Raw genomic sequence first — 18,929 nt, 5'->3', positions numbered from 1 at the left:
ACTGATGGCTAAAAAATACAGGGTAAATAATGGCGAGAAGAATTCTGGTCGTTGAAGATGAAGCTCCAATCCGCGAAATGGTCTGCTTTGTTCTGGAGCAAAACGGCTTTCAGCCCATCGAGGCGGAAGATTTTGACAGCGCGGTCAATCAACTCAATGAACCTTGGCCTGATTTGATCCTGCTCGACTGGATGCTACCGGGTGGCTCAGGTTTACAGTTTATTAAACAGCTCAAGCGCGAAGCGATGACCCGCGAGATTCCGGTGGTAATGTTAACCGCCCGTGGTGAAGAGGAAGATCGCGTTCGCGGCCTGGAAACCGGCGCGGATGATTACATCACCAAGCCATTCTCTCCGAAAGAGCTGGTGGCGCGAATTAAAGCCGTGATGCGGCGCATTTCGCCGATGGCGGTGGAAGAGGTGATTGAAATGCAGGGACTGAGCCTCGACCCTTCTTCGCATCGCGTCATGACCGGTGAAAACCCGCTGGATATGGGGCCGACCGAGTTTAAATTATTACACTTCTTTATGACCCACCCGGAGCGTGTTTATAGCCGCGAACAGCTGCTCAACCACGTTTGGGGAACTAACGTATATGTAGAAGACAGAACGGTGGATGTACATATTCGCCGCCTGCGTAAAGCGCTGGAACATAGCGGCCATGACCGGATGGTACAAACGGTTCGCGGCACGGGATATCGTTTCTCCGCCCGTTTCTGAATCTCGACAGGAGTGTGAACCGTGCTGGAACGGCTGTCATGGAAAAGGCTGGCGCTTGAGCTTTTCTTGTGTTGTATCCCGGCCCTGATCCTCGGGGCGATTTTTGGTCACCTGCCGTGGTTTTTGCTGGCGGCGGTGACGGGTCTTCTTATTTGGCATTTCTGGAATCTTATGCGTCTGTCGTGGTGGCTGTGGGTTGACCGCAGCATGACGCCACCGCCGGGCAGCGGCAGTTGGGAACCGCTGTTGTACGGCCTGCATCAGATGCAGATGCGTAATAAAAAGCGCCGTCGCGAGCTGGGTAGTCTTATAAAGCGTTTTCGCAGCGGTGCAGAATCTCTCCCTGATGCGGTGGTTTTAACTACCGAAGAGGGCGTGATGTTCTGGTGTAATGGCCTGGCCCAGCAGACGCTTAATCTGCGCTGGCCGGACGATAACGGACAGAACATCCTTAACCTGCTGCGCTACCCGGAATTTGCCAACTACCTGAAATATCGTGATTTCTCGAAGCCGTTGAATCTGGTGTTGAATAATGCCAGGCATCTGGAAATTCGCGTGATGCCCTACAGCGATAAACAGCTGCTGATGGTGGCGCGTGATGTTACGCAGATGCATCAGCTCGAAGGGGCGCGACGTAACTTCTTTGCCAACGTCAGCCACGAGCTGCGAACCCCGCTGACGGTGTTGCAGGGGTATCTGGAGATGATGCAGGAGCAGATACTGGAAGGGGGCACGCGCGAGAAAGCGTTACACACCATGCGCGAGCAAACCCAGCGTATGGAAGGCCTGGTTAAACAACTGCTGACGCTGTCACGAATAGAGGCCGCGCCGGTACTGGCGATGAACGATAGAATCGATGTGCCGATGATGCTGCGGGTGGTGGAGCGCGAGGCGCAAACCCTGAGTCAGCAGAAGCATGTTCTGCATTTTTCCGTCGATGAGTCGCTGAAAGTGTTGGGGAATGAAGAACAACTGCGTAGCGCGATTTCCAACCTGGTGTATAACGCGGTCAATCATACTCCGGCGGGAACGGAAATCACCGTGAGCTGGAAGCGGGCATCTCACGGCGCGTTGTTTAGCGTCGAGGATAACGGTCCGGGAATTTCTCCGGAGCATATTCCGCGCCTGACCGAACGTTTCTACCGTGTTGATAAGGCACGATCGCGGCAAACCGGCGGCAGCGGTTTGGGGCTGGCGATTGTTAAACACGCGATCAGTCATCACGACAGTCGTCTTGAAATTGAAAGCACGCTGGGCAAAGGGACGCGTTTTAGCTTCTTGCTGCCGGAACGTTTAATTGCCAAAAATGAGCCCTAGTTCCTGTCCTGTCAGCATTAGTTGCCAATGACCAGCTTCGGCTGGTCATTTTCATTTGCAGGCAATTTCGTTTTGCGTAATTAACGAACGTTCGCTGCTTTTTTGTTCGCATGATAAGCCACATGTTTTCCATCAGTCAGGTCAATCATTCTGGCTATGAAAATAGAGTTAGCATAATCATCTGCTTTTACGATCCCTCCTTGCTTTAAAACGTTATAAGCGTTTAAATTGCCCCCCTACGGTCGCAGACAGACTGTTTTTGCGTGGTAATTCAAAAAACAATTCTTTTCCACGCCGCTTTGGGAGCATATCCCGCTGAGTTTACTGACAATGGCCGCTGTATCATCCCCTAAGGGAAGGCGCGGTATTTATCCGTTTTTACAACACCACATCCACAGGCAGTAATGAATTTATGACCCATCAGTTAAAATCTCGCGACATCGTTGCGTTGGGCTTTATGACCTTCGCGCTGTTCGTCGGCGCAGGCAATATTATCTTCCCTCCGATGGTTGGCTTACAGGCTGGTGAACACGTCTGGACCGCGGCTATTGGCTTTCTGATTACCGCCGTGGGTTTACCGGTGCTAACGGTCGTGGCATTGGCGAAAGTCGGCGGCGGCGTAGAAAGCCTGAGCACGCCGATTGGTAAAGTCGCCGGTATCCTGCTGGCCGTAGTTTGCTATCTGGCTGTGGGGCCGCTGTTCGCTACTCCGCGTACCGCCACCGTCTCTTTTGAAGTGGGGATTGCTCCGCTGACCGGTGATGGCCCTCTGCCGCTGCTGATTTATAGCGTTATCTATTTTGCACTGGTGATCCTTGTTTCGCTCTATCCGGGCAAACTGTTGGATACGGTGGGGAATTTCCTCGCGCCGCTGAAAATCATTGCGCTGGTTATTCTCTCCGTTGCGGCGATTGTCTGGCCTGCCGGCCCGCTGAGTCACGCGATGGAAGCCTATCGCACCGCACCGTTTTCTAACGGCTTCGTTAACGGTTACCTGACCATGGATACCCTTGGGGCGATGGTCTTTGGTATCGTGATTGTCAACGCCGCGCGTTCCCGTGGCGTGACAGAAGCCCGTCTGTTGACCCGCTACACCGTCTGGGCTGGCCTGATGGCTGGTGTTGGCCTGACGCTGTTGTATCTGGCGCTGTTCCGCCTCGGTTCCGATAGCGGCACGCTGGTCGAGCAATCCGCCAACGGCGCGGCGATTCTGCACGCTTACGTACAGCACACCTTCGGCGGCGCGGGAAGTTTCCTGCTGGCGGCGCTGATCTTTATCGCCTGTCTGGTTACGGCGGTGGGCTTGACCTGCGCCTGCGCGGAGTTCTTCGCCCAGTACCTGCCGTTCTCTTATCGCACGCTGGTGTTTATCCTCGGCCTGTTCTCGATGGCGGTCTCCAATCTGGGGCTGAGCCACCTGATTCAGATTTCAATTCCGGTGCTGACGGCAATCTACCCGCCGTGTATCGCACTGGTTGTATTAAGCTTTACCCGCGGTTGGTGGCATAATTCGTCCCGCGTTATTGCCCCGGCCATGTTTATCAGCCTGATGTTTGGTATTATTGATGGCGTTAAAGCGTCGCCGTTTGCCGACTTTATGCCATCCTGGACCGCGCGTCTGCCGTTGGCAGAACAGGGGCTGGCCTGGCTGATGCCGACCGCAGTAATGCTGATTCTGGCGGTTGTTTGGGATCGTGCCGTAGGACGTCAGGTGACATCCGGCGCACACTAAACGACGTCGAGAATTTAAGTGCTTAACCACGGGATTTAACCTCCCGTGGTTTTTTGTTTTTTTAGTTATGCTCCTTTTGAACTTTGCCCCCGCAAAGGCCAGGGGAGACAAACGGCATGGAACACGATGGAAAGTAGTAACAAGCTTAAGCGTGGGCTAAGTACCCGGCATATTCGTTTTATGGCTCTTGGTTCGGCAATCGGTACCGGGCTTTTCTATGGCTCGGCTGACGCGATTAAAATGGCGGGGCCGAGCGTCCTGCTGGCTTATATTATCGGCGGCGTCGCGGCGTACATTATCATGCGCGCGCTGGGCGAGATGTCGGTGCATAACCCTGCCGCCAGCTCGTTCTCACGCTACGCGCAGGACTACCTTGGCCCGCTGGCGGGTTACATCACCGGCTGGACCTACTGTTTTGAAATCCTGATCGTCGCCATCGCCGATGTAACAGCCTTCGGCATCTATATGGGCGTCTGGTTCCCGGCGGTGCCGCACTGGATTTGGGTGCTCAGCGTGGTGTTGATCATCTGCGCCGTCAACCTGATGAGCGTGAAGGTCTTCGGCGAGCTGGAGTTCTGGTTCTCCTTCTTCAAAGTCGCCACCATTATCATCATGATTCTGGCCGGTTTCGGCATCATTATCTGGGGTATTGGCAACGGCGGTCAGCCAACCGGCATCCATAATCTATGGAGCAACGGCGGTTTCTTCAGCAACGGCTGGCTGGGGATGGTGATGTCGTTGCAGATGGTGATGTTCGCCTACGGCGGGATTGAAATCATCGGTATTACCGCCGGTGAAGCGGAAGACCCGGAGAAATCTATTCCTCGGGCCATTAACTCGGTCCCGATGCGTATCCTGGTGTTTTACGTCGGCACGCTGTTCGTGATTATGTCTATCTACCCGTGGAATCAGGTTGGAACGAACGGTAGCCCGTTTGTCTTAACCTTCCAGCATTTGGGTATCACCTTTGCCGCCAGCATCCTGAACTTTGTGGTGCTGACCGCTTCGCTGTCGGCGATTAACTCTGACGTCTTTGGCGTGGGGCGCATGCTGCACGGTATGGCGGAGCAGGGCAGCGCGCCGAAAATGTTCGCCAAAACGTCGCGCCGTGGGGTGCCGTGGGTGACGGTAATGGTGATGACCATTGCGCTGCTGTTTGCGGTCTATCTTAACTACATCATGCCAGAGAACGTCTTCCTGGTGATTGCCTCGCTGGCCACCTTCGCCACGGTGTGGGTGTGGATTATGATCCTGCTGTCGCAGATTGCCTTCCGCCGCCATCTACCGCCGCGAGAGGCGCAGGCGCTGAAGTTTAAGGTGCCGGGCGGGGTAACGACGACGGTTATCGGACTGATATTCCTCGTCTTTATTATTGGTCTGATTGGTTATCATCCGGATACCCGCATCTCGCTGTACGTCGGTTTTGCGTGGATTATCCTGCTGCTGGTGGGCTGGCAGTTTAAAACTCGTCGCGACCGTAAGCTGGCGAAGGCGTAGCCATTTTGTTCTCTCCTTGCCGGATACGCTCAGGCTATCCGGCAAGAGATCCCTCCACCCCCGCCATCCTCCCCCAATAATTCTGCCGATGATGAGTCATACGCCTGTACGCTGTGGCAAGGTGTGCCCATTCTGCAAAGAGAGGAATAACGATGTTGAAGGCATGGCACCTCCCGGTTGCTCCGTTTATTAAGGAACAGCAGGAACGACTGTTTATTACATTATGGCTAAGCGGCGGCGATCTGCCGCCGCGGGTGACGTTGCGTGCGGAGGAGGACAACGAAGAGCTTTCGCTGCCGATGCATCGTCTGCGGCAGGAGCCGCATCCAGGCGTGGTAGCGTGGCGCGGGGAAATCAACCTTGTCAACGGGCAGCCACGTCGGCGCTATAGCTTCAAGCTGCTGTGGGCCGACCGTCAGCTATGGTTCACGCCGCAGGGGTTCAACCGTTTTCCACCGGCGCGGCTGGAGCAGTTTGCCGTCGATGTTCCGGACAGCGGACCGCAGTGGGTGGCCGACCAGGTGTTTTACCAGATTTTCCCCGACCGTTTTGCCCGCAGCCAGTCGCGCGAGGCTGAACAGGACAAGGTTTACTATCATCACGCAGCCGGTCACGACATCGTGCGTAAAGAGTGGGATGAACCGCTCACCGGCGAAGCGGGCGGCTCCACCTTTTATGGCGGCGATCTGGATGGTATTAGCGAAAAGCTGCCGTACCTGAAGCAGCTTGGCGTCACGGCTCTGTATTTGAACCCGGTCTTTGTTGCCCCCAGCGTGCATAAATACGACACCGAAGATTACCGGCGCGTTGACCCGCAGTTTGGCGGCGATGCGGCGCTGCTGCGCCTGCGCCACAATACGCAAAAAGAGGGAATGCGTCTGATCCTTGATGGCGTGTTCAACCACAGCGGTGATTCGCACGCCTGGTTCGATCGCCATCAGCGCGGTAGCGGTGGTGCCTGCCATAATGCCGATTCGCCGTGGCGCGACTGGTATAACTTCTCTCCGGAGGGCGTGGCCCATGATTGGCTGGGATATTCCAGCTTGCCGAAGCTGGATTATCGATCGGAGACCCTGGTCAATGAAATCTATGCCGGAGAAGATAGTGTGGTGCGCCACTGGCTGAAAGCGCCGTGGAGTATGGACGGCTGGCGGCTGGACGTGGTGCATATGCTGGGCGAAGGCGGCGGGGCGCGTAATAACCTGCGCCATATTGCCGGCATCACCCATGCGGCGAAGCAAGAGCAGCCGGAATCCTTTGTGTTTGGTGAGCATTTCGGCGATGCGCGCCAGTGGCTACAGGCCGACGTTGAAGATTCTGCGATGAACTACCGCGGTTTTACCTTCCCGTTGTGGGGCTTTCTTGCTAATACCGATATTTCCTACGATCCGCAGAAAATCGATGCTCAGACCTGCATGGCGTGGATGGATAACTATCGCGCCGGGCTATCGCATCAGCAGCAGTTGCGGATGTTCAATCAGCTCGATAGTCACGATACCGCCCGCTTTAAGTCTCTACTGGGTAAGGATGTGGCACGTTTGCCGCTGGCGGTGGTATGGCTGTTTAGCTGGCCGGGCGTACCGTGCATTTATTACGGTGATGAAGTCGGCGTGGATGGCAATAACGATCCGTTCTGCCGTAAGCCGTTCCCGTGGGATCCGGCATTGCAGGATGGCTGTCTGCTCGGCTTGTATAAGCGTATGAGCAAGCTGCGTAAGGCTAATCAGGCGCTGCGCTACGGCGGCTGCCAGGTGATTTATGCCGAAGAGAACGTGGTAGTGTTCGCGCGTGTCTATAAGCAGCAGCGGGTGCTGGTGGCGATTAACCGCGGCGAAGCCTGCGAGGTCGTTATTGAGGATTCACCGCTGCTTGATGTTAACGGCTGGCAGTTGAAAGAGGGAGCCGGAGCGCTGCACGACGGTGTGCTGACGCTACCCGCTATCTCGGCCAACGTGTGGTTTAGCCGTTAATGATAGAGCTGGCTCAGTCTTTCGTCCTGGAGAATGGCCTCACGCCACCAGCGCTGGGCCAGCCCGTCATTCCCGCTACGCCAGGCCATATAGGTAATATCTTTCTCACGAAACGAAGTGACGGGCTTTTCCACCAGCTCGCCGCTTTCCAGCCACTGACGGGCGATATGGCGCGGTAAAAAGCCGCAGCCCAGCCCGGCGCGTAACAATTCCACTTTGCTGGCGAAGCTGTCGACGCGAATTTGCGGCTGTTCATCAAGCAGATTGCTGTTAAGTGGATGGCAGTTGCGTGCGCTGTCGCTGATCACTACCGCGCGATGCAGACTCAGCTGTTTGTTGGTCAGCGGTTGGGTGGTTTGCGCCAGTGGATGCCCCGGCGCAACGACGAAAATATTGTCCATTGTGCCGAGCATTTTCCACGACCATTCGGCAGACGTTGGCGGTTCATTAATCGCCCCGAGTATAATATCCGCCCCGTTGTGGGTGAGTTCTTCCCATGAACCGGCGAGAGTATGATGGGTAAAGTTAAGCCGGGTTTGCGGATGCAGCGAGTAGAACTCGTCGATCAGCGGTAACAGCGCATTAAAAGGGAAAGAGTCATCCAACGCGATGGCCAAATCCCGCTCCCAACCGGCGCTGAGCTGAACCGCCTGCTTTTCCAGATCTTTGGCAGCATTCAGCAACAATCGCCCCTTCTCCAGCATCATTCTGCCAGTATCGGTAAATTTAGCCCGATGTCCGGAGCGATCCAGCAAGGTAATGTTCAGATCGTTCTCCAGTTTTTGGATCATGTAGCTCAGCGCGGCGGGGGTCTTAAAGAGTGACTCGGCGGCGGTGGCAAAAGAGCCATGTCTGTCCAGCGCGTCGAGAATCAGCAGGACATCAAGGTTTAAACGCATGAGTCAAATTCCAACAAAAAATAGTCTCTACGTTTTACCGAAGGCTGATATTCAATTCCAGTGAATAATTTAGAACAGTTAAGCGTAAAATTTTGATATACCCAAAATAATTCGAGTTGCTTAAAGGCGGCAAGGGAGTGAGTCCCCGGGAGCATAGATGACTATGTGACCGGGGTGAGCGAGCGCAGCCAACACATAAGCAGCTTGAAGTATGACGGGTATAAACATAAATTCATTAATATTGTGATGGATAATTTAATAGCCATAACTTTTTCTTCAGAAATAAATTAGAAAAAAAACTTTAATAACTCGTTAGAAATTACTGACTATACTCACCATGCTTTATCAGTCAGGATCCAGACAGCACAACGGCTACGGTAGTATCTTTTTAACTCATTGATTAACAGGATATGTTATGTCTATTCGTGAACTGATCGATCCCTCTAACTCTGCCCTCATTTTTATTGACCACCAGCCGCAAATGTCTTTTGGCGTGGCTAATATTGATCGCCAGACGCTGAAAAATAATACGGTGGCTCTAGCCAAAGCTGGGAAAATTTTTAATGTTCCGGTGATTTATACTTCAGTAGAAACTAAAAGCTTCAGCGGCTATATCTGGCCAGAACTGCTGGCGGTACATCCTGATGTGAAACCCATTGAACGCACGTCGATGAACTCCTGGGAAGATGCGGCTTTTGTGGCGGCGGTAAAAGCGACCGGGCGTAAAAAATTGATTATCTCCGCTTTGTGGACCGAAGTGTGCCTGACCTTCCCGGCGCTGATGGCGCTGGATGAAGGATATGAAGTTTATGTGGTGACCGATACGTCCGGCGGCACCTCGGTTGATGCCCACGAACGCTCAATTGATCGTATGGTTCAGGCCGGTGCGGTGCCGGTGACCTGGCAGCAGGTGCTGCTTGAGTATCAGCGCGACTGGTCACGCAAAGAGACCTATGACGCAGTGATGGACCTGGTGCGTGAGCACAGCGGCGCTTACGGAATGGGCGTGGATTACGCGTATACCATGGTGCATGGCGCGCCGGAGCGTCAAGCTTAAATACACTTCATCCTTCAAGCTGCCTCTTTGTTGGCTTCGTTTGCCCGCCCCGGTCACTGACTTATGTCAGCTCCCGGGGACGTACAACCTTGCCGCCTCGATGCAGCATGAATGATTTTGTGTATTGTCATTTATGGCTGATGGCGGGGTAAATCCCGTCATTACCCTGAAGCAAGGAACTCTTAATGGCGCAGCAGAAATCGGTGACCTTGGTTATCAGTCATGTACTCGACCCCGAACATGGCCAACGTTATGAAGAGTGGCTGGGTAAAATTATGCCGATTGCGGCGGAGTTTCCCGGACATCTTGGCGCCAACGTGATTCGCCCGGCCGCCGGGCAGAATTTATGGAGCGTTATCATTCGCTTTGACACCATTGAGCATCTTTACGCCTGGACGCAGTCAGAAACGCGTCGCGAGCTGGTGGCGGAAATCGCACCACTGCTGAGCGAAGGCGACCGGACCGAAGTTCGCACCGAACCGGCCTTTTGGTTTACGCCACCGACTGCCAACGTCCGCCAGCCGCTGCGCTGGAAGCAATTTTTAATCACCCTGCTGGTGATTTTCCCCAGTACCAATCTGGTGCCCACGGTAACCGGAATGCTATTGCCCTCGCTGAAGGGAAGTCTGTTACTGCATTTGATCAATGATGCCTGTGTGGTCGCGCTGGTGGTCTGGTTCTGGATGCCCATCGTGACCCGTCTGTTTGCTGGCTGGTTAAAGAAAAACTGAGTCAGCCTCCTCAAGGAGAGCGTTATGTCGCAAACTGCCACACTGATCCTGACCCACGGTCGGGTTCATACTCTCGATCGCCAAAACCCGCTTGCCGATGCGGTGGCGATCGTCAACGGTAAAATTCTCGCCGCCGGTAGCCACGATCGGATCATGAGCTTTGCCGCGGAAGGAACGCAAATTATCGATCTCAAAGGCCATACGGTGATCCCCGGCCTGAACGACTCCCACCTGCACCTGATCCGCGGCGGTCTGAACTACAATCTTGAACTGCGCTGGGAGGGCGTGCCTTCGCTGGCGGACGCGCTGCGGATGCTTAAAGATCAGGCCGACCGTACGCCGTCGCCGCAGTGGGTGCGGGTGGTGGGTGGCTGGAGCGAATTCCAGTTTGCCGAACGGCGGATGCCAACCCTCGAAGAGCTGAACGACGCCGCGCCGGATACCCCGGTATTCGTTCTGCATCTCTACGATCGCGCGCTGCTTAATCGCGCAGCATTAAAGGCGGTGGGCTATACCAAAGAGACCCCGGATCCTGCTGGCGGCGAGATCGTTCGCGACGCTAAGGGTAACCCGACCGGGATGCTGATCGCCAAACCCAATGCGATGATCCTCTATTCGACGCTGGCGAAAGGGCCGAAGCTGCCGCTGGAGCTGCAGATCAACTCAACGCGTCAGTTTATGCGTGAACTGAATCGCCTGGGGCTGACCAGCGCTATCGACGCCGGAGGCGGTTTTCAGAACTACCCGGAAGATTATGAAATTATTGAGCAGTTACACGCCAAAGAGCAGATGACCGTGCGTATCGCCTATAACCTGTTTACCCAGCGACCAAAGCAGGAGCTGGAAGACTTTGAGCGCTGGACCGACATGCTCAAGCCGGGGCAGGGGACTGATTTTTACCGTGCTAACGGTGCCGGGGAGATGCTGGTCTTCTCGGCGGCGGATTTTGAAGACTTCCTCCAGCCGCGACCGGATCTGCCGCAAGGGATGGAAGACGAGCTGGAAAGGGTGGTGCGCCATCTTGTCGAACACCGCTGGCCGTTCCGCCTGCACGCGACCTATGATGAGTCTATCAGCCGGATGCTCGACGTCTTCGAGAAGGTCAACCGCGATATTCCGTTCAACGGCCTGCACTGGTTCTTTGATCACGCGGAAACCATTACCGAGCGCAATATCGAACGCGTGAAAGCGCTGGGTGGCGGTATTGCGGTGCAGCACCGGATGGCTTTCCAGGGCGAATATTTTGTCGACCGCTACGGCAAAGATGCGGTCAAACATACCCCGCCGGTAGCGAAGATGCTTGAGCTGGACGTGCCGGTAGGATTGGGCACAGATGCCACCCGCGTGGCGAGCTACAACCCGTGGACCGCGCTGTACTGGCTGGTTTCCGGGCGGACGGTTGGCGGGATGGCGATGTATGACGAAGGCAACCGCTTGTCGCGCGATGTAGCGCTGGAGTTATGGACCGCGGGAAGCGCGTGGTTCTCCAGCGAACAGGGTAAGAAAGGGCGTATCGAGTCAGATCAGCTTGCCGACCTGGTGGTGCTGTCCAAAGACTACTTCAGCGTCGCGGAAGAGGAAATTAAGGGAATTGAGTCGGTCCTGACGGTCGTTGACGGCAAAGTCGTTTACGCCGCCGGGCACTTCTCGCCGCTGGCTCCACCGTCAATCCCCGTGCTGCCTGAGTGGTCGCCGGTAGTGAAGGTGCCGGGACATTACCGTTCAGCGCCGCCGACGGCGTCGAAAATTGGCGCGATAGTCCAGATGCACCAGTGCTGCGGCAGCTGTGGAGTACATGGGCATCAGCATGATATTGCGCGCAAATCGTCTATTCCGGTTGCTGATGAGCAGGCATTCTGGGGCGTGCTGGGCTGCTCTTGCTTTGCATTTTAGTTCACGATTAACCCGCCCCGGTGTTGTCCGGCGGCGGGTTTCTCCCTGGGATGACGTCAGTCTATAAAGCCAAAATTTTCTAATAGCGGTTTTGCGAGCCAAAAAGCTCGATACGGCGTGCAATCATTTCTCGTACCGGTTTTAGCCCCTGATTGATCACTTTGCGCGGGTCGTTGACATCGTGGCCGGTATCGGCGGCAAAAATTGCTTTTACTTCCTGACACCAGGCGTACATATTTTCGGTATTGACGTTAATCTTGGCCGTACCGCAGGCGATTGCCTTACGCATGTCTTCATCGGCAATACCCGTACCTCCGTGCAGAACCAGCGGAACATTCACCAGCTCGGAAATGGCCTTCATCTCCGTAAACCCCAGTTTGGCTTTGCCTTTGTACAGCCCGTGGGTTGACCCCAGCGCCGCTGCCAGGCAATCAACCTGGGTCTCTTTGACCAGGGTATAGCACTCCTGCGGGTCAGCATATATTACTTCGGAATTGACGATCCCGTCTTCGCTGCCGGCGATGGTCCCCAACTCTGCCTCAACTGAAACGCCTTTACTGTGCGCCAGTTCGACCAGGTGGCGAGTGATAGCCAGGTTTTCGTTAAACGGCAGGTGCGAACCATCAAACATAATGGAGCTGAATCCTGCTTCGATAGCCGCCTCGCAGGCTTCCCGAGTGGTCCCATGATCCAGGTGCAGCGCTACCGGAGTATCAATATGTAAATAATCCATCGCGTTAACCACGATGTCATGGATACATTTTAATCCCAGCATATGTTTAACCGTACCGCCGGAAACGCCCAAAATAACGGGAGAGCGTAGCTGTTGTCCGGTGCTTAATACAGCACCGACCCATTCCAGATTATTGATATTGAATTGCCCTACGGCATAACCGTCCCGTAGGGCATGCTGAAGCATGTCCTTCATCGAAACTAACATAATCACCTCTGAAGTTTAATTAACAGCAATTATTCGCCAAAATATTGCTTTAAGTTTCTTTCGTAACTATTTAACGAGTTATGAACTACCGCAAGATCCGGCATGGATTCACGTACACCTTTCTTCTCAATAGAGATAGCCGCAGTCAGACTGGCAAATAAAATAATATTATCGATATGCCACGAATAATGGACGCCGTAGGTAAATGCACCGTGAAATACATCTCCTGCGCCAGTGGTATCCACGGCATTACACAGCCAGGTGGGGACAATTTGCAGCATCCCGTTCTTTAAGAACGCACAGCCTTTTTCTCCGAGGGTAATAAATGCTTCGCCACGGCAAATTTTATTTAACTCGATAAGCGCTGTTTTAATTTCAGCCTCGGTGCTGAGGGCGCGATATCCCATATAGTCTCGGGCAAAGTGCTCACTGACGACAAAATAATCGGTCCAGGCCGCTAATTTAATATTGCTGGCGCGTAATGAACCACCGTCCATAACCACTTTGGCCGCGGGCAGTTTTTTGATTAAATACTCGCTAATTTCTGCTTCATGACCATCAACTAATAGCGTTACCGGTTCTTCTGATGCAATAAGCCGTTCAGCCAAATCATCGAGCTTGAGCTTCTGGTCATAAGTCAGCGAAGGTGGCGTCTGCATTTTACGGGTAATAATCGTCCGCGAGCCCGTCAAGCGATTGACCAGTACTGATGCCAGCGGGGTGATCATTTCATCGGAGAAGACCACATGGCTGGTATCGACGCCCGCTTCGGCAAACTCATCGATAATGCGCTGACCGTAAAGATCTTTATTCAAATGACCGATGTAATAAACATCTTCACCCCATAGTCCCAGCAGCCACGCCGCATTTGCAGCCGGGCCGCCACCGCTCTCGATAAAGTCATGGCAGAAATTTTTGGTATTCTCCTGCGGCCACTCGTTAAGAAAAAAGAACTGATCAAAACATGAAAATCCAATGGACAAGATAGCCATAACAACTCCTGATTATTTTGTCAGCTGCGGGAAGAAATCCCTTCCCGCAGGGAAAAATGAAACCACTTATTCATTTTTCTTATCCGCAGTGAGCTCCTCATAGCTGAGCGTGTCACCGACTACACGAACTGAACGGAAGCAGAATGGCACCAGCAGCGCAACAATAAGCGCCAGGCAAATCAGATAGATAGTTATCTGACCAAACTGGGTGAAAGCATTCCCGATGATGATGCCCCAAACGGCGAAATCGAAGTCGGCAAATGTGCTGTTTTCAAAGCCCAGGTTGCCCAGCGCCGGGAGTAGCATTGCCGGGAGGAAAGCGAGGAATATTCCGCCGATGAACGAGGCAATCACGCAGCCGCGCTTGCCGCCAAGTTTGTCGGCAAAGACACCGGAAGTCCCGCCGCAGAAGAAGTGCGGTACCATGCCAGGAATAATCAGCGCCATACCAAATGCGCCCAGGAACAGCATACCGACCAGACCGCCAATGAACGAGCTGATGAAGCCCACGACCACGGCGGTTGGACTAAAGGTGAAGAACACCGCGCAATCAACGGCCGGGATAGAGTTCGGTATCAGCTTCTGACTGATCCCCTGGAAGGCCGGGACCAGATCGCCGAGGATCAGCCGCACGCCGTTGTAGACGATGGCGACGCCGACGGCAAATTGCAGACCGGTCAGGATGGAGAAGATCAGCATGTTCTGATCCGTTATTGTACGCAGGTATTCTGTGCCTGCGACGGCGCTACACACAAAGTAGATGATGAACATCACGATGCCTGTGGTGACCGTAGTATCGCGCAGAAAGCCCCATTTCTCTGATATTTCGGTATCGGCGAAAGAATTGGCCGGGTTGCCGGTTTTGGTCGCAATCCAGGCTGAGATGTAATAGCCGAGTGAACCGAAGTGCCCCATCGCAATGCCGCCGTCTTCGGTGACCTGCTTGGTATAGCGTTGACCAATGGCTGGAGAAATGGCTGACCATGAGCCCAGCAGGAATCCCCCGATCAGAACCAGCATCCAGCCGCGGAATTCTGCCGCCTGTAGCACCGCCGAGAACAGACAGGCCAGGAAGAAAGAGTGGTGGCCGGTCAGAAAGATATATTTGTACTTGGTGAAACGGGCAATCACCAGGTTGAAAATAAACCCGAGCAGCAAAATACTCATGGTTTCCACACCCAGCACTTTCTGCGCGACGGAAACAATGGCCTCGTTGTTAGGGATAACGCCGCGAATATTAAAACCGGCTTCGATAATGCCGCCAAGCGGGTTCAGGTTGGCAACGATAACCCCTGCACCCGCGCTTAACATCAAATAGCCTAAAATAGGCTTCAAGGTACCGGTGAGTAATTTATTTCCGGGGGATCGCAGCGCCACTAAACCGACAAATGCGATAATCCCCATCAGAAATGCGGGTTGACTAAATATTTCCGATAAGAAACTAAGAATAGCCTGCATGATCGTTCCCTCAATAATGATTAAGAGTGAGTCGCAGCAACTTTGGTGAGTGCTTCAGTAATATCTTCAGCGATTTTCGCTTTATGCACATAGCTGCGAATAATGGCAACGTTACAGTGCGCAGGAAATTGGTTTGCCAGTTCTTTTATCGTGACATAAAGATCGGCTTTTTCACCTACGGCATTGGCAAAGTCAACGGAGGCGACGTCAGCTTTGATACCTAATTCATCACATATTTTTTTGACATTATTAGCAGCCATTAATGAACTGCCAATACCGTTACCACAAACTGTTCTGATAACTAACATAATGACTACTCCATTTGCTTTTGGATGAAATGTAATACTGAATTGATGTCATTCTCCTGTTGGAGAAAACTGACAATATCTGACTCAATCAGTGAGGCTATAAGTTGGATCATTTTTATATGACTATCGGCATCCGCCCCAGCGATGGCGATGATGACGTTAACCGGATCAAACTCCTCATGACCAAAGGCGATTGGTTGTTGGGTGGTAACTAATGAAAACCCTGTTCGTAATGCGCCTTTTTCTGGTCGTGCATGCGGCATCGCCAGGCCGTAGTCGATAACAATGGCTGGACCAAAATCGCGATAGACTTCGAGCATTTCGCCGATATATTCCACCCGACAAATATTTTTCCGGACAAGCAGCGATCCAGCGAATTCGATAGCCTGCTCGGCGGTTGAAATATTCTGCTTAAGCGCAATCAATGTAGGGTCAAAAATAATTTCCATCATCCGATCCTTAATGCGTTCATATTCCTGAACTAGATCATGGACAAATATATCAACAAAAATGATGGTTCAGATCACATATGGATTTTTAAATATTGAAGTTGATCACACTGGAGTAATGTTTGAATTATTTTTTATGTAAAAAATAGATTTATTATTTTGTTTAATATCAGTTAGTTACAATTATTCTCTTTGTGCGGAAGAAAAAGACAGGACGAATGATTGGTCGAACATCTGAATTTTAAATGAAGAAGTGAGGTGTTTATCACAAATATAGGGGTGTTTTTTTTACAAAGTTTGAACGGAGTATCAAAAAACGTGCAGAGGGACGATTTTAATCATTTGCGATATCAATGTTTGTATTGCGATGAGTTGAAAAGGCGAAATCGGGGCACAAAAAAGGCCCGCATCTGCGAGCCTTTTTCTGAAACGTCTGCCGATTACAGGCTGGAAACGTTCTCGGTCAGGTATTTAGCAACGCCTTCCGGAGAAGCGGCCATACCTTCTTTTCCTTTTTCCCACTGTGCCGGGCAAACTTCGCCGTGCTCTTCGTGGAACTGCAGCGCGTCAACCATGCGCAGCATTTCGTCGATGTTACGGCCCAGCGGCAGGTCGTTAACCACCTGGTGGCGAACAACGCCGTTAGCGTCAATCAGGAAAGAGCCGCGCAGGGCAACGCCTTCGTCCGGATGCTCGATACCGTACGCTTTCTGGATTTCGCGTTTGATGTCAGCAACCATCGCGTATTTAACCGGACCGATACCACCCTGGTCTACCGGGGTGTTACGCCATGCGTTGTGCACGAACTCGGAGTCGAAAGAAACGCCAACCACTTCTACGCCGCGTTTCTGGAATTCTTCATAACGCTTATCAAAAGCGATCAGTTCAGACGGGCAAACGAAGGTGAAGTCCATCGGCCAGAAGAACAGGACGGTAGCTTTACCGCTGGTGTGCTGTTTGAAATTGAATTTCTCAACGATTTCGCCGTTACCTAATACTGCTGCCGCGGTAAAATCCGGAGCCTGACGAGTAACCAGAACCATATGATTCTCCTGTTAATACTAAGGTTAATTGGAACGCAACGCGGGCAAGTATAGGGAGAGGGGCGAATGAACTCAATGGTAAGCTGACAATCGATGAGATAGGTTTTGTCTATCAATCGTTATTTAAAAGCGCTTTTCAGAATAGTCTTTTCCAGAAAAAGCGCAATCATTTATAGCTCGCGTTTTTTTGCCTGGGCCATCATCTGCGGATAGAAGCGCCAGAACTGCTGCTCAAGCTGATCATAATGCGTATCAAGATCTTGCCAGGAGTCGCGCAGAGCATCAAGACGCGGGCGACGGCTGGCCATACCGTTGAGTACGTTCTGGATAAAATCCATATCCTTATAGCGCTCAAGCCAGCGCTCCGACCAGAGATACTCGTTGAGATTAACAAAGCGCGGTGGGGAATCGGGCAGGATCTGCGCTACCTGAGTATGCGCATAGCGAACGAACTCGGTCAGCGGCATCTCAGGAGAAATGCGTTCCCAGTGGTGCGACAGGAAGTGATCCCACATTACGTCGAGAGTAATCGGCGCGACGCGGCGGGTCTGCGGGCGGAACCACTCGCGGGCTTCTTTCACTTCTGCCAGGTTGTCGGTCATCACATCGATACGCCGATGCATAAAAATGCCGTCAACGATATCGGCGGGGTAATCCTGTTGCGGATTGCCGCGAACAAAGTCGGCAAGCAGGTTGCCGGGTAGCGAACTGTCGGCGAGATGGGCTAAGTGCAGGTGTGCAAGAAAATTCATCGTTTAATCTTTGTCCTGAGGTGGTAACGGTTGCAGGGAGAACGCCCCGGCACTAGACTACCCGCCTCTTTATTAAGTCTGAGTTACCGTCATGCGCGTTGCCGATTTTTCCTTTGAATTACCCGAATCCCTGATTGCCCACTATCCCATGCCTGAGCGCAGTAGCTGCCGCTTGCTGTCATTAGACGGGCCGACGGGCGCGCTGACGCACGGTACTTTCACCGATTTACTCGATAAGCTCAACCCTGGAGATCTGCTGGTCTTTAACAATACCCGCGTGATCCCGGCCCGTCTGTTTGGCCGTAAAGCCAGCGGCGGCAAGATTGAAGTACTGGTCGAGCGTATGCTTGATGATAAACGTATTCTGGCACATATTCGCGCATCTAAAGCGCCGAAACCCGGTGCCGAGCTGCTGCTCGGTGATGATGAAAGCATTAACGCCACCATGCTGGCGCGTCACGGCGCGCTGTTCGAAGTTGAATTCAATGACGCGCGCCCGGTGCTGGATATTCTCAACGCCATCGGCCATATGCCGCTGCCGCCGTATATTGACCGCCCGGATGAAGAGGCAGACCGTGAGCTGTATCAAACGGTCTATAGCACTAAGCCTGGCGCCGTTGCTGCGCCGACCGCGGGTCTGCACTTTGACGATCCACTGCTGGCGGCACTGCGCGAAAAAGGTATTGAAACGGCGTTCGTTACGCTACACGTGGGAGCCGGGACGTTCCAGCCAGTGCGCGTAGATTCAATCGAAGACCACATTATGCATTCCGAATATGCGGAAGTACCGCAGGATGTGGTCGACGCGGTGCTAGCGGCAAAAGCGCGCGGCAACCGGGTGATTGCCGTTGGAACGACGTCGGTTCGTTCGCTGGAAAGCGCGGCCCAGGCGGCAAAAAACGACCTGATTGAGCCTTTCTTCGACGATACGCAGATTTTTATCTATCCTGGTTATCAGTACAAAGTGATAGATGCGTTAGTGACCAACTTCCATCTGCCTGAATCGACACTGATTATGCTGGTTTCTGCCTTTGCTGGTTATCAGCACACCATGAACGCCTATAAGGCGGCGGTAGAACAAAATTATCGCTTTTTTAGCTACGGGGACGCGATGTTTATCACGTACAATCCGCAGGCTATTTTTGAGCGTGTTGGGGAATAAGTCCGCGACA

The 18,929-nt window shown here is 53.0% G+C and carries 17 protein-coding genes; 9 read left to right on the top strand and 8 right to left on the bottom strand.

Going from position 1 to position 18,929, the window contains the following annotated elements:
• The first annotated feature begins 29 nt into the window (after positions 1-29).
• From phoB to malZ, 5 genes are all read left to right on the top strand, one after another.
• Complete coding sequence (gene phoB, locus AC07P6_RS23845; protein WP_181483373.1) at positions 30-719, top strand: phosphate response regulator transcription factor PhoB; 690 nt, start codon at positions 30-32, stop codon at positions 717-719.
• A 21-nt stretch (positions 720-740) separates the two neighbouring features.
• Positions 741-2,036, top strand: a complete 1,296-nt coding sequence (gene phoR, locus AC07P6_RS23840) for a phosphate regulon sensor histidine kinase PhoR (protein WP_182236677.1) — start codon at positions 741-743, stop codon at positions 2,034-2,036.
• A gap of 412 nt (positions 2,037-2,448) precedes the next feature.
• Positions 2,449-3,768: a branched-chain amino acid transporter carrier protein BrnQ gene (gene brnQ, locus AC07P6_RS23835; protein ID WP_182236679.1), complete on the top strand. Its 1,320-nt coding sequence runs from the start codon at positions 2,449-2,451 to the stop codon at positions 3,766-3,768.
• Between the two features lie 126 nt (positions 3,769-3,894).
• Positions 3,895-5,265, top strand: coding sequence for a proline-specific permease ProY (gene proY / locus AC07P6_RS23830; protein WP_478314858.1), 1,371 nt, complete (start codon positions 3,895-3,897; stop codon positions 5,263-5,265).
• A 152-nt stretch (positions 5,266-5,417) separates the two neighbouring features.
• Positions 5,418-7,235: a maltodextrin glucosidase gene (gene malZ, locus AC07P6_RS23825; RefSeq protein WP_478314857.1), complete on the top strand. Its 1,818-nt coding sequence runs from the start codon at positions 5,418-5,420 to the stop codon at positions 7,233-7,235.
• Here the strand turns inward: malZ and AC07P6_RS23820 are convergent.
• Complete coding sequence (locus AC07P6_RS23820) at positions 7,232-8,134, bottom strand: LysR family transcriptional regulator (RefSeq protein ID WP_478314856.1); 903 nt, start codon at positions 8,132-8,134, stop codon at positions 7,232-7,234. The genes malZ and AC07P6_RS23820 overlap by 4 nt on opposite strands.
• A 415-nt stretch (positions 8,135-8,549) precedes the next feature.
• Here AC07P6_RS23820 and AC07P6_RS23815 point away from each other — a divergent pair, with 415 nt between their 5' ends.
• The 3 genes from AC07P6_RS23815 (at position 8,550) to AC07P6_RS23805 (ending at position 11,815) form a co-directional block, all read left to right on the top strand.
• The gene (locus AC07P6_RS23815) at positions 8,550-9,191 is read left to right on the top strand and encodes a hydrolase (protein WP_112214107.1); all 642 of its coding nucleotides are present in this window, start codon (positions 8,550-8,552) and stop codon (positions 9,189-9,191) included.
• Positions 9,192-9,376: 185 nt separating this feature from the next.
• Positions 9,377-9,922, top strand: a complete 546-nt coding sequence (locus AC07P6_RS23810; RefSeq protein ID WP_182236687.1) for an antibiotic biosynthesis monooxygenase — start codon at positions 9,377-9,379, stop codon at positions 9,920-9,922.
• A 24-nt stretch (positions 9,923-9,946) separates the two neighbouring features.
• Positions 9,947-11,815: an amidohydrolase gene (locus tag AC07P6_RS23805; protein WP_478314855.1), complete on the top strand. Its 1,869-nt coding sequence runs from the start codon at positions 9,947-9,949 to the stop codon at positions 11,813-11,815.
• 79 nt (positions 11,816-11,894) lie between these two features.
• Here AC07P6_RS23805 and fba read toward each other — a convergent pair whose 3' ends face one another.
• From fba to acpH, 7 genes are all read right to left on the bottom strand, one after another.
• Entirely contained in the window at positions 11,895-12,755 is an 861-nt protein-coding gene (gene fba / locus AC07P6_RS23800; RefSeq protein ID WP_142512209.1) for a class II fructose-1,6-bisphosphate aldolase, read from the bottom strand.
• Between the two features lie 29 nt (positions 12,756-12,784).
• The gene (locus tag AC07P6_RS23795; protein ID WP_478314854.1) at positions 12,785-13,747 is read right to left on the bottom strand and encodes a carbohydrate kinase family protein; all 963 of its coding nucleotides are present in this window, start codon (positions 13,745-13,747) and stop codon (positions 12,785-12,787) included.
• Positions 13,748-13,813: 66 nt separating this feature from the next.
• Positions 13,814-15,205, bottom strand: a complete 1,392-nt coding sequence (locus tag AC07P6_RS23790; protein WP_139541289.1) for a PTS ascorbate transporter subunit IIC — start codon at positions 15,203-15,205, stop codon at positions 13,814-13,816.
• A 20-nt stretch (positions 15,206-15,225) separates the two neighbouring features.
• A complete protein-coding gene (locus AC07P6_RS23785) occupies positions 15,226-15,513 on the bottom strand; it encodes a PTS sugar transporter subunit IIB (protein ID WP_110273789.1) in 288 nt (95 codons plus the stop codon).
• Between the two features lie 5 nt (positions 15,514-15,518).
• The gene (locus tag AC07P6_RS23780) at positions 15,519-15,962 is read right to left on the bottom strand and encodes a PTS sugar transporter subunit IIA (protein WP_182240652.1); all 444 of its coding nucleotides are present in this window, start codon (positions 15,960-15,962) and stop codon (positions 15,519-15,521) included.
• Positions 15,963-16,402: 440 nt separating this feature from the next.
• Positions 16,403-17,005: a peroxiredoxin gene (locus AC07P6_RS23775; RefSeq protein WP_004099418.1), complete on the bottom strand. Its 603-nt coding sequence runs from the start codon at positions 17,003-17,005 to the stop codon at positions 16,403-16,405.
• A gap of 170 nt (positions 17,006-17,175) precedes the next feature.
• Positions 17,176-17,757 (bottom strand): ACP phosphodiesterase, encoded by a 582-nt coding sequence (gene acpH / locus AC07P6_RS23770; protein WP_304256545.1) that lies wholly within the window; start codon positions 17,755-17,757, stop codon positions 17,176-17,178.
• Positions 17,758-17,848: 91 nt separating this feature from the next.
• Between acpH and queA the strand changes: the two genes are divergently transcribed.
• On the top strand, positions 17,849-18,919 hold the full coding sequence (gene queA, locus AC07P6_RS23765; protein ID WP_304256546.1) for a tRNA preQ1(34) S-adenosylmethionine ribosyltransferase-isomerase QueA: 1,071 nt from the start codon (positions 17,849-17,851) through the stop codon (positions 18,917-18,919).
• The last annotated feature ends 10 nt before the right edge of the window (positions 18,920-18,929 follow it).

The organism is Klebsiella sp. GFKo11 (assembly GCF_056490265.1).
Note: the sequence above shows the minus strand (reverse complement) of the source record. Positions and strands in the feature narration are given on the sequence as shown.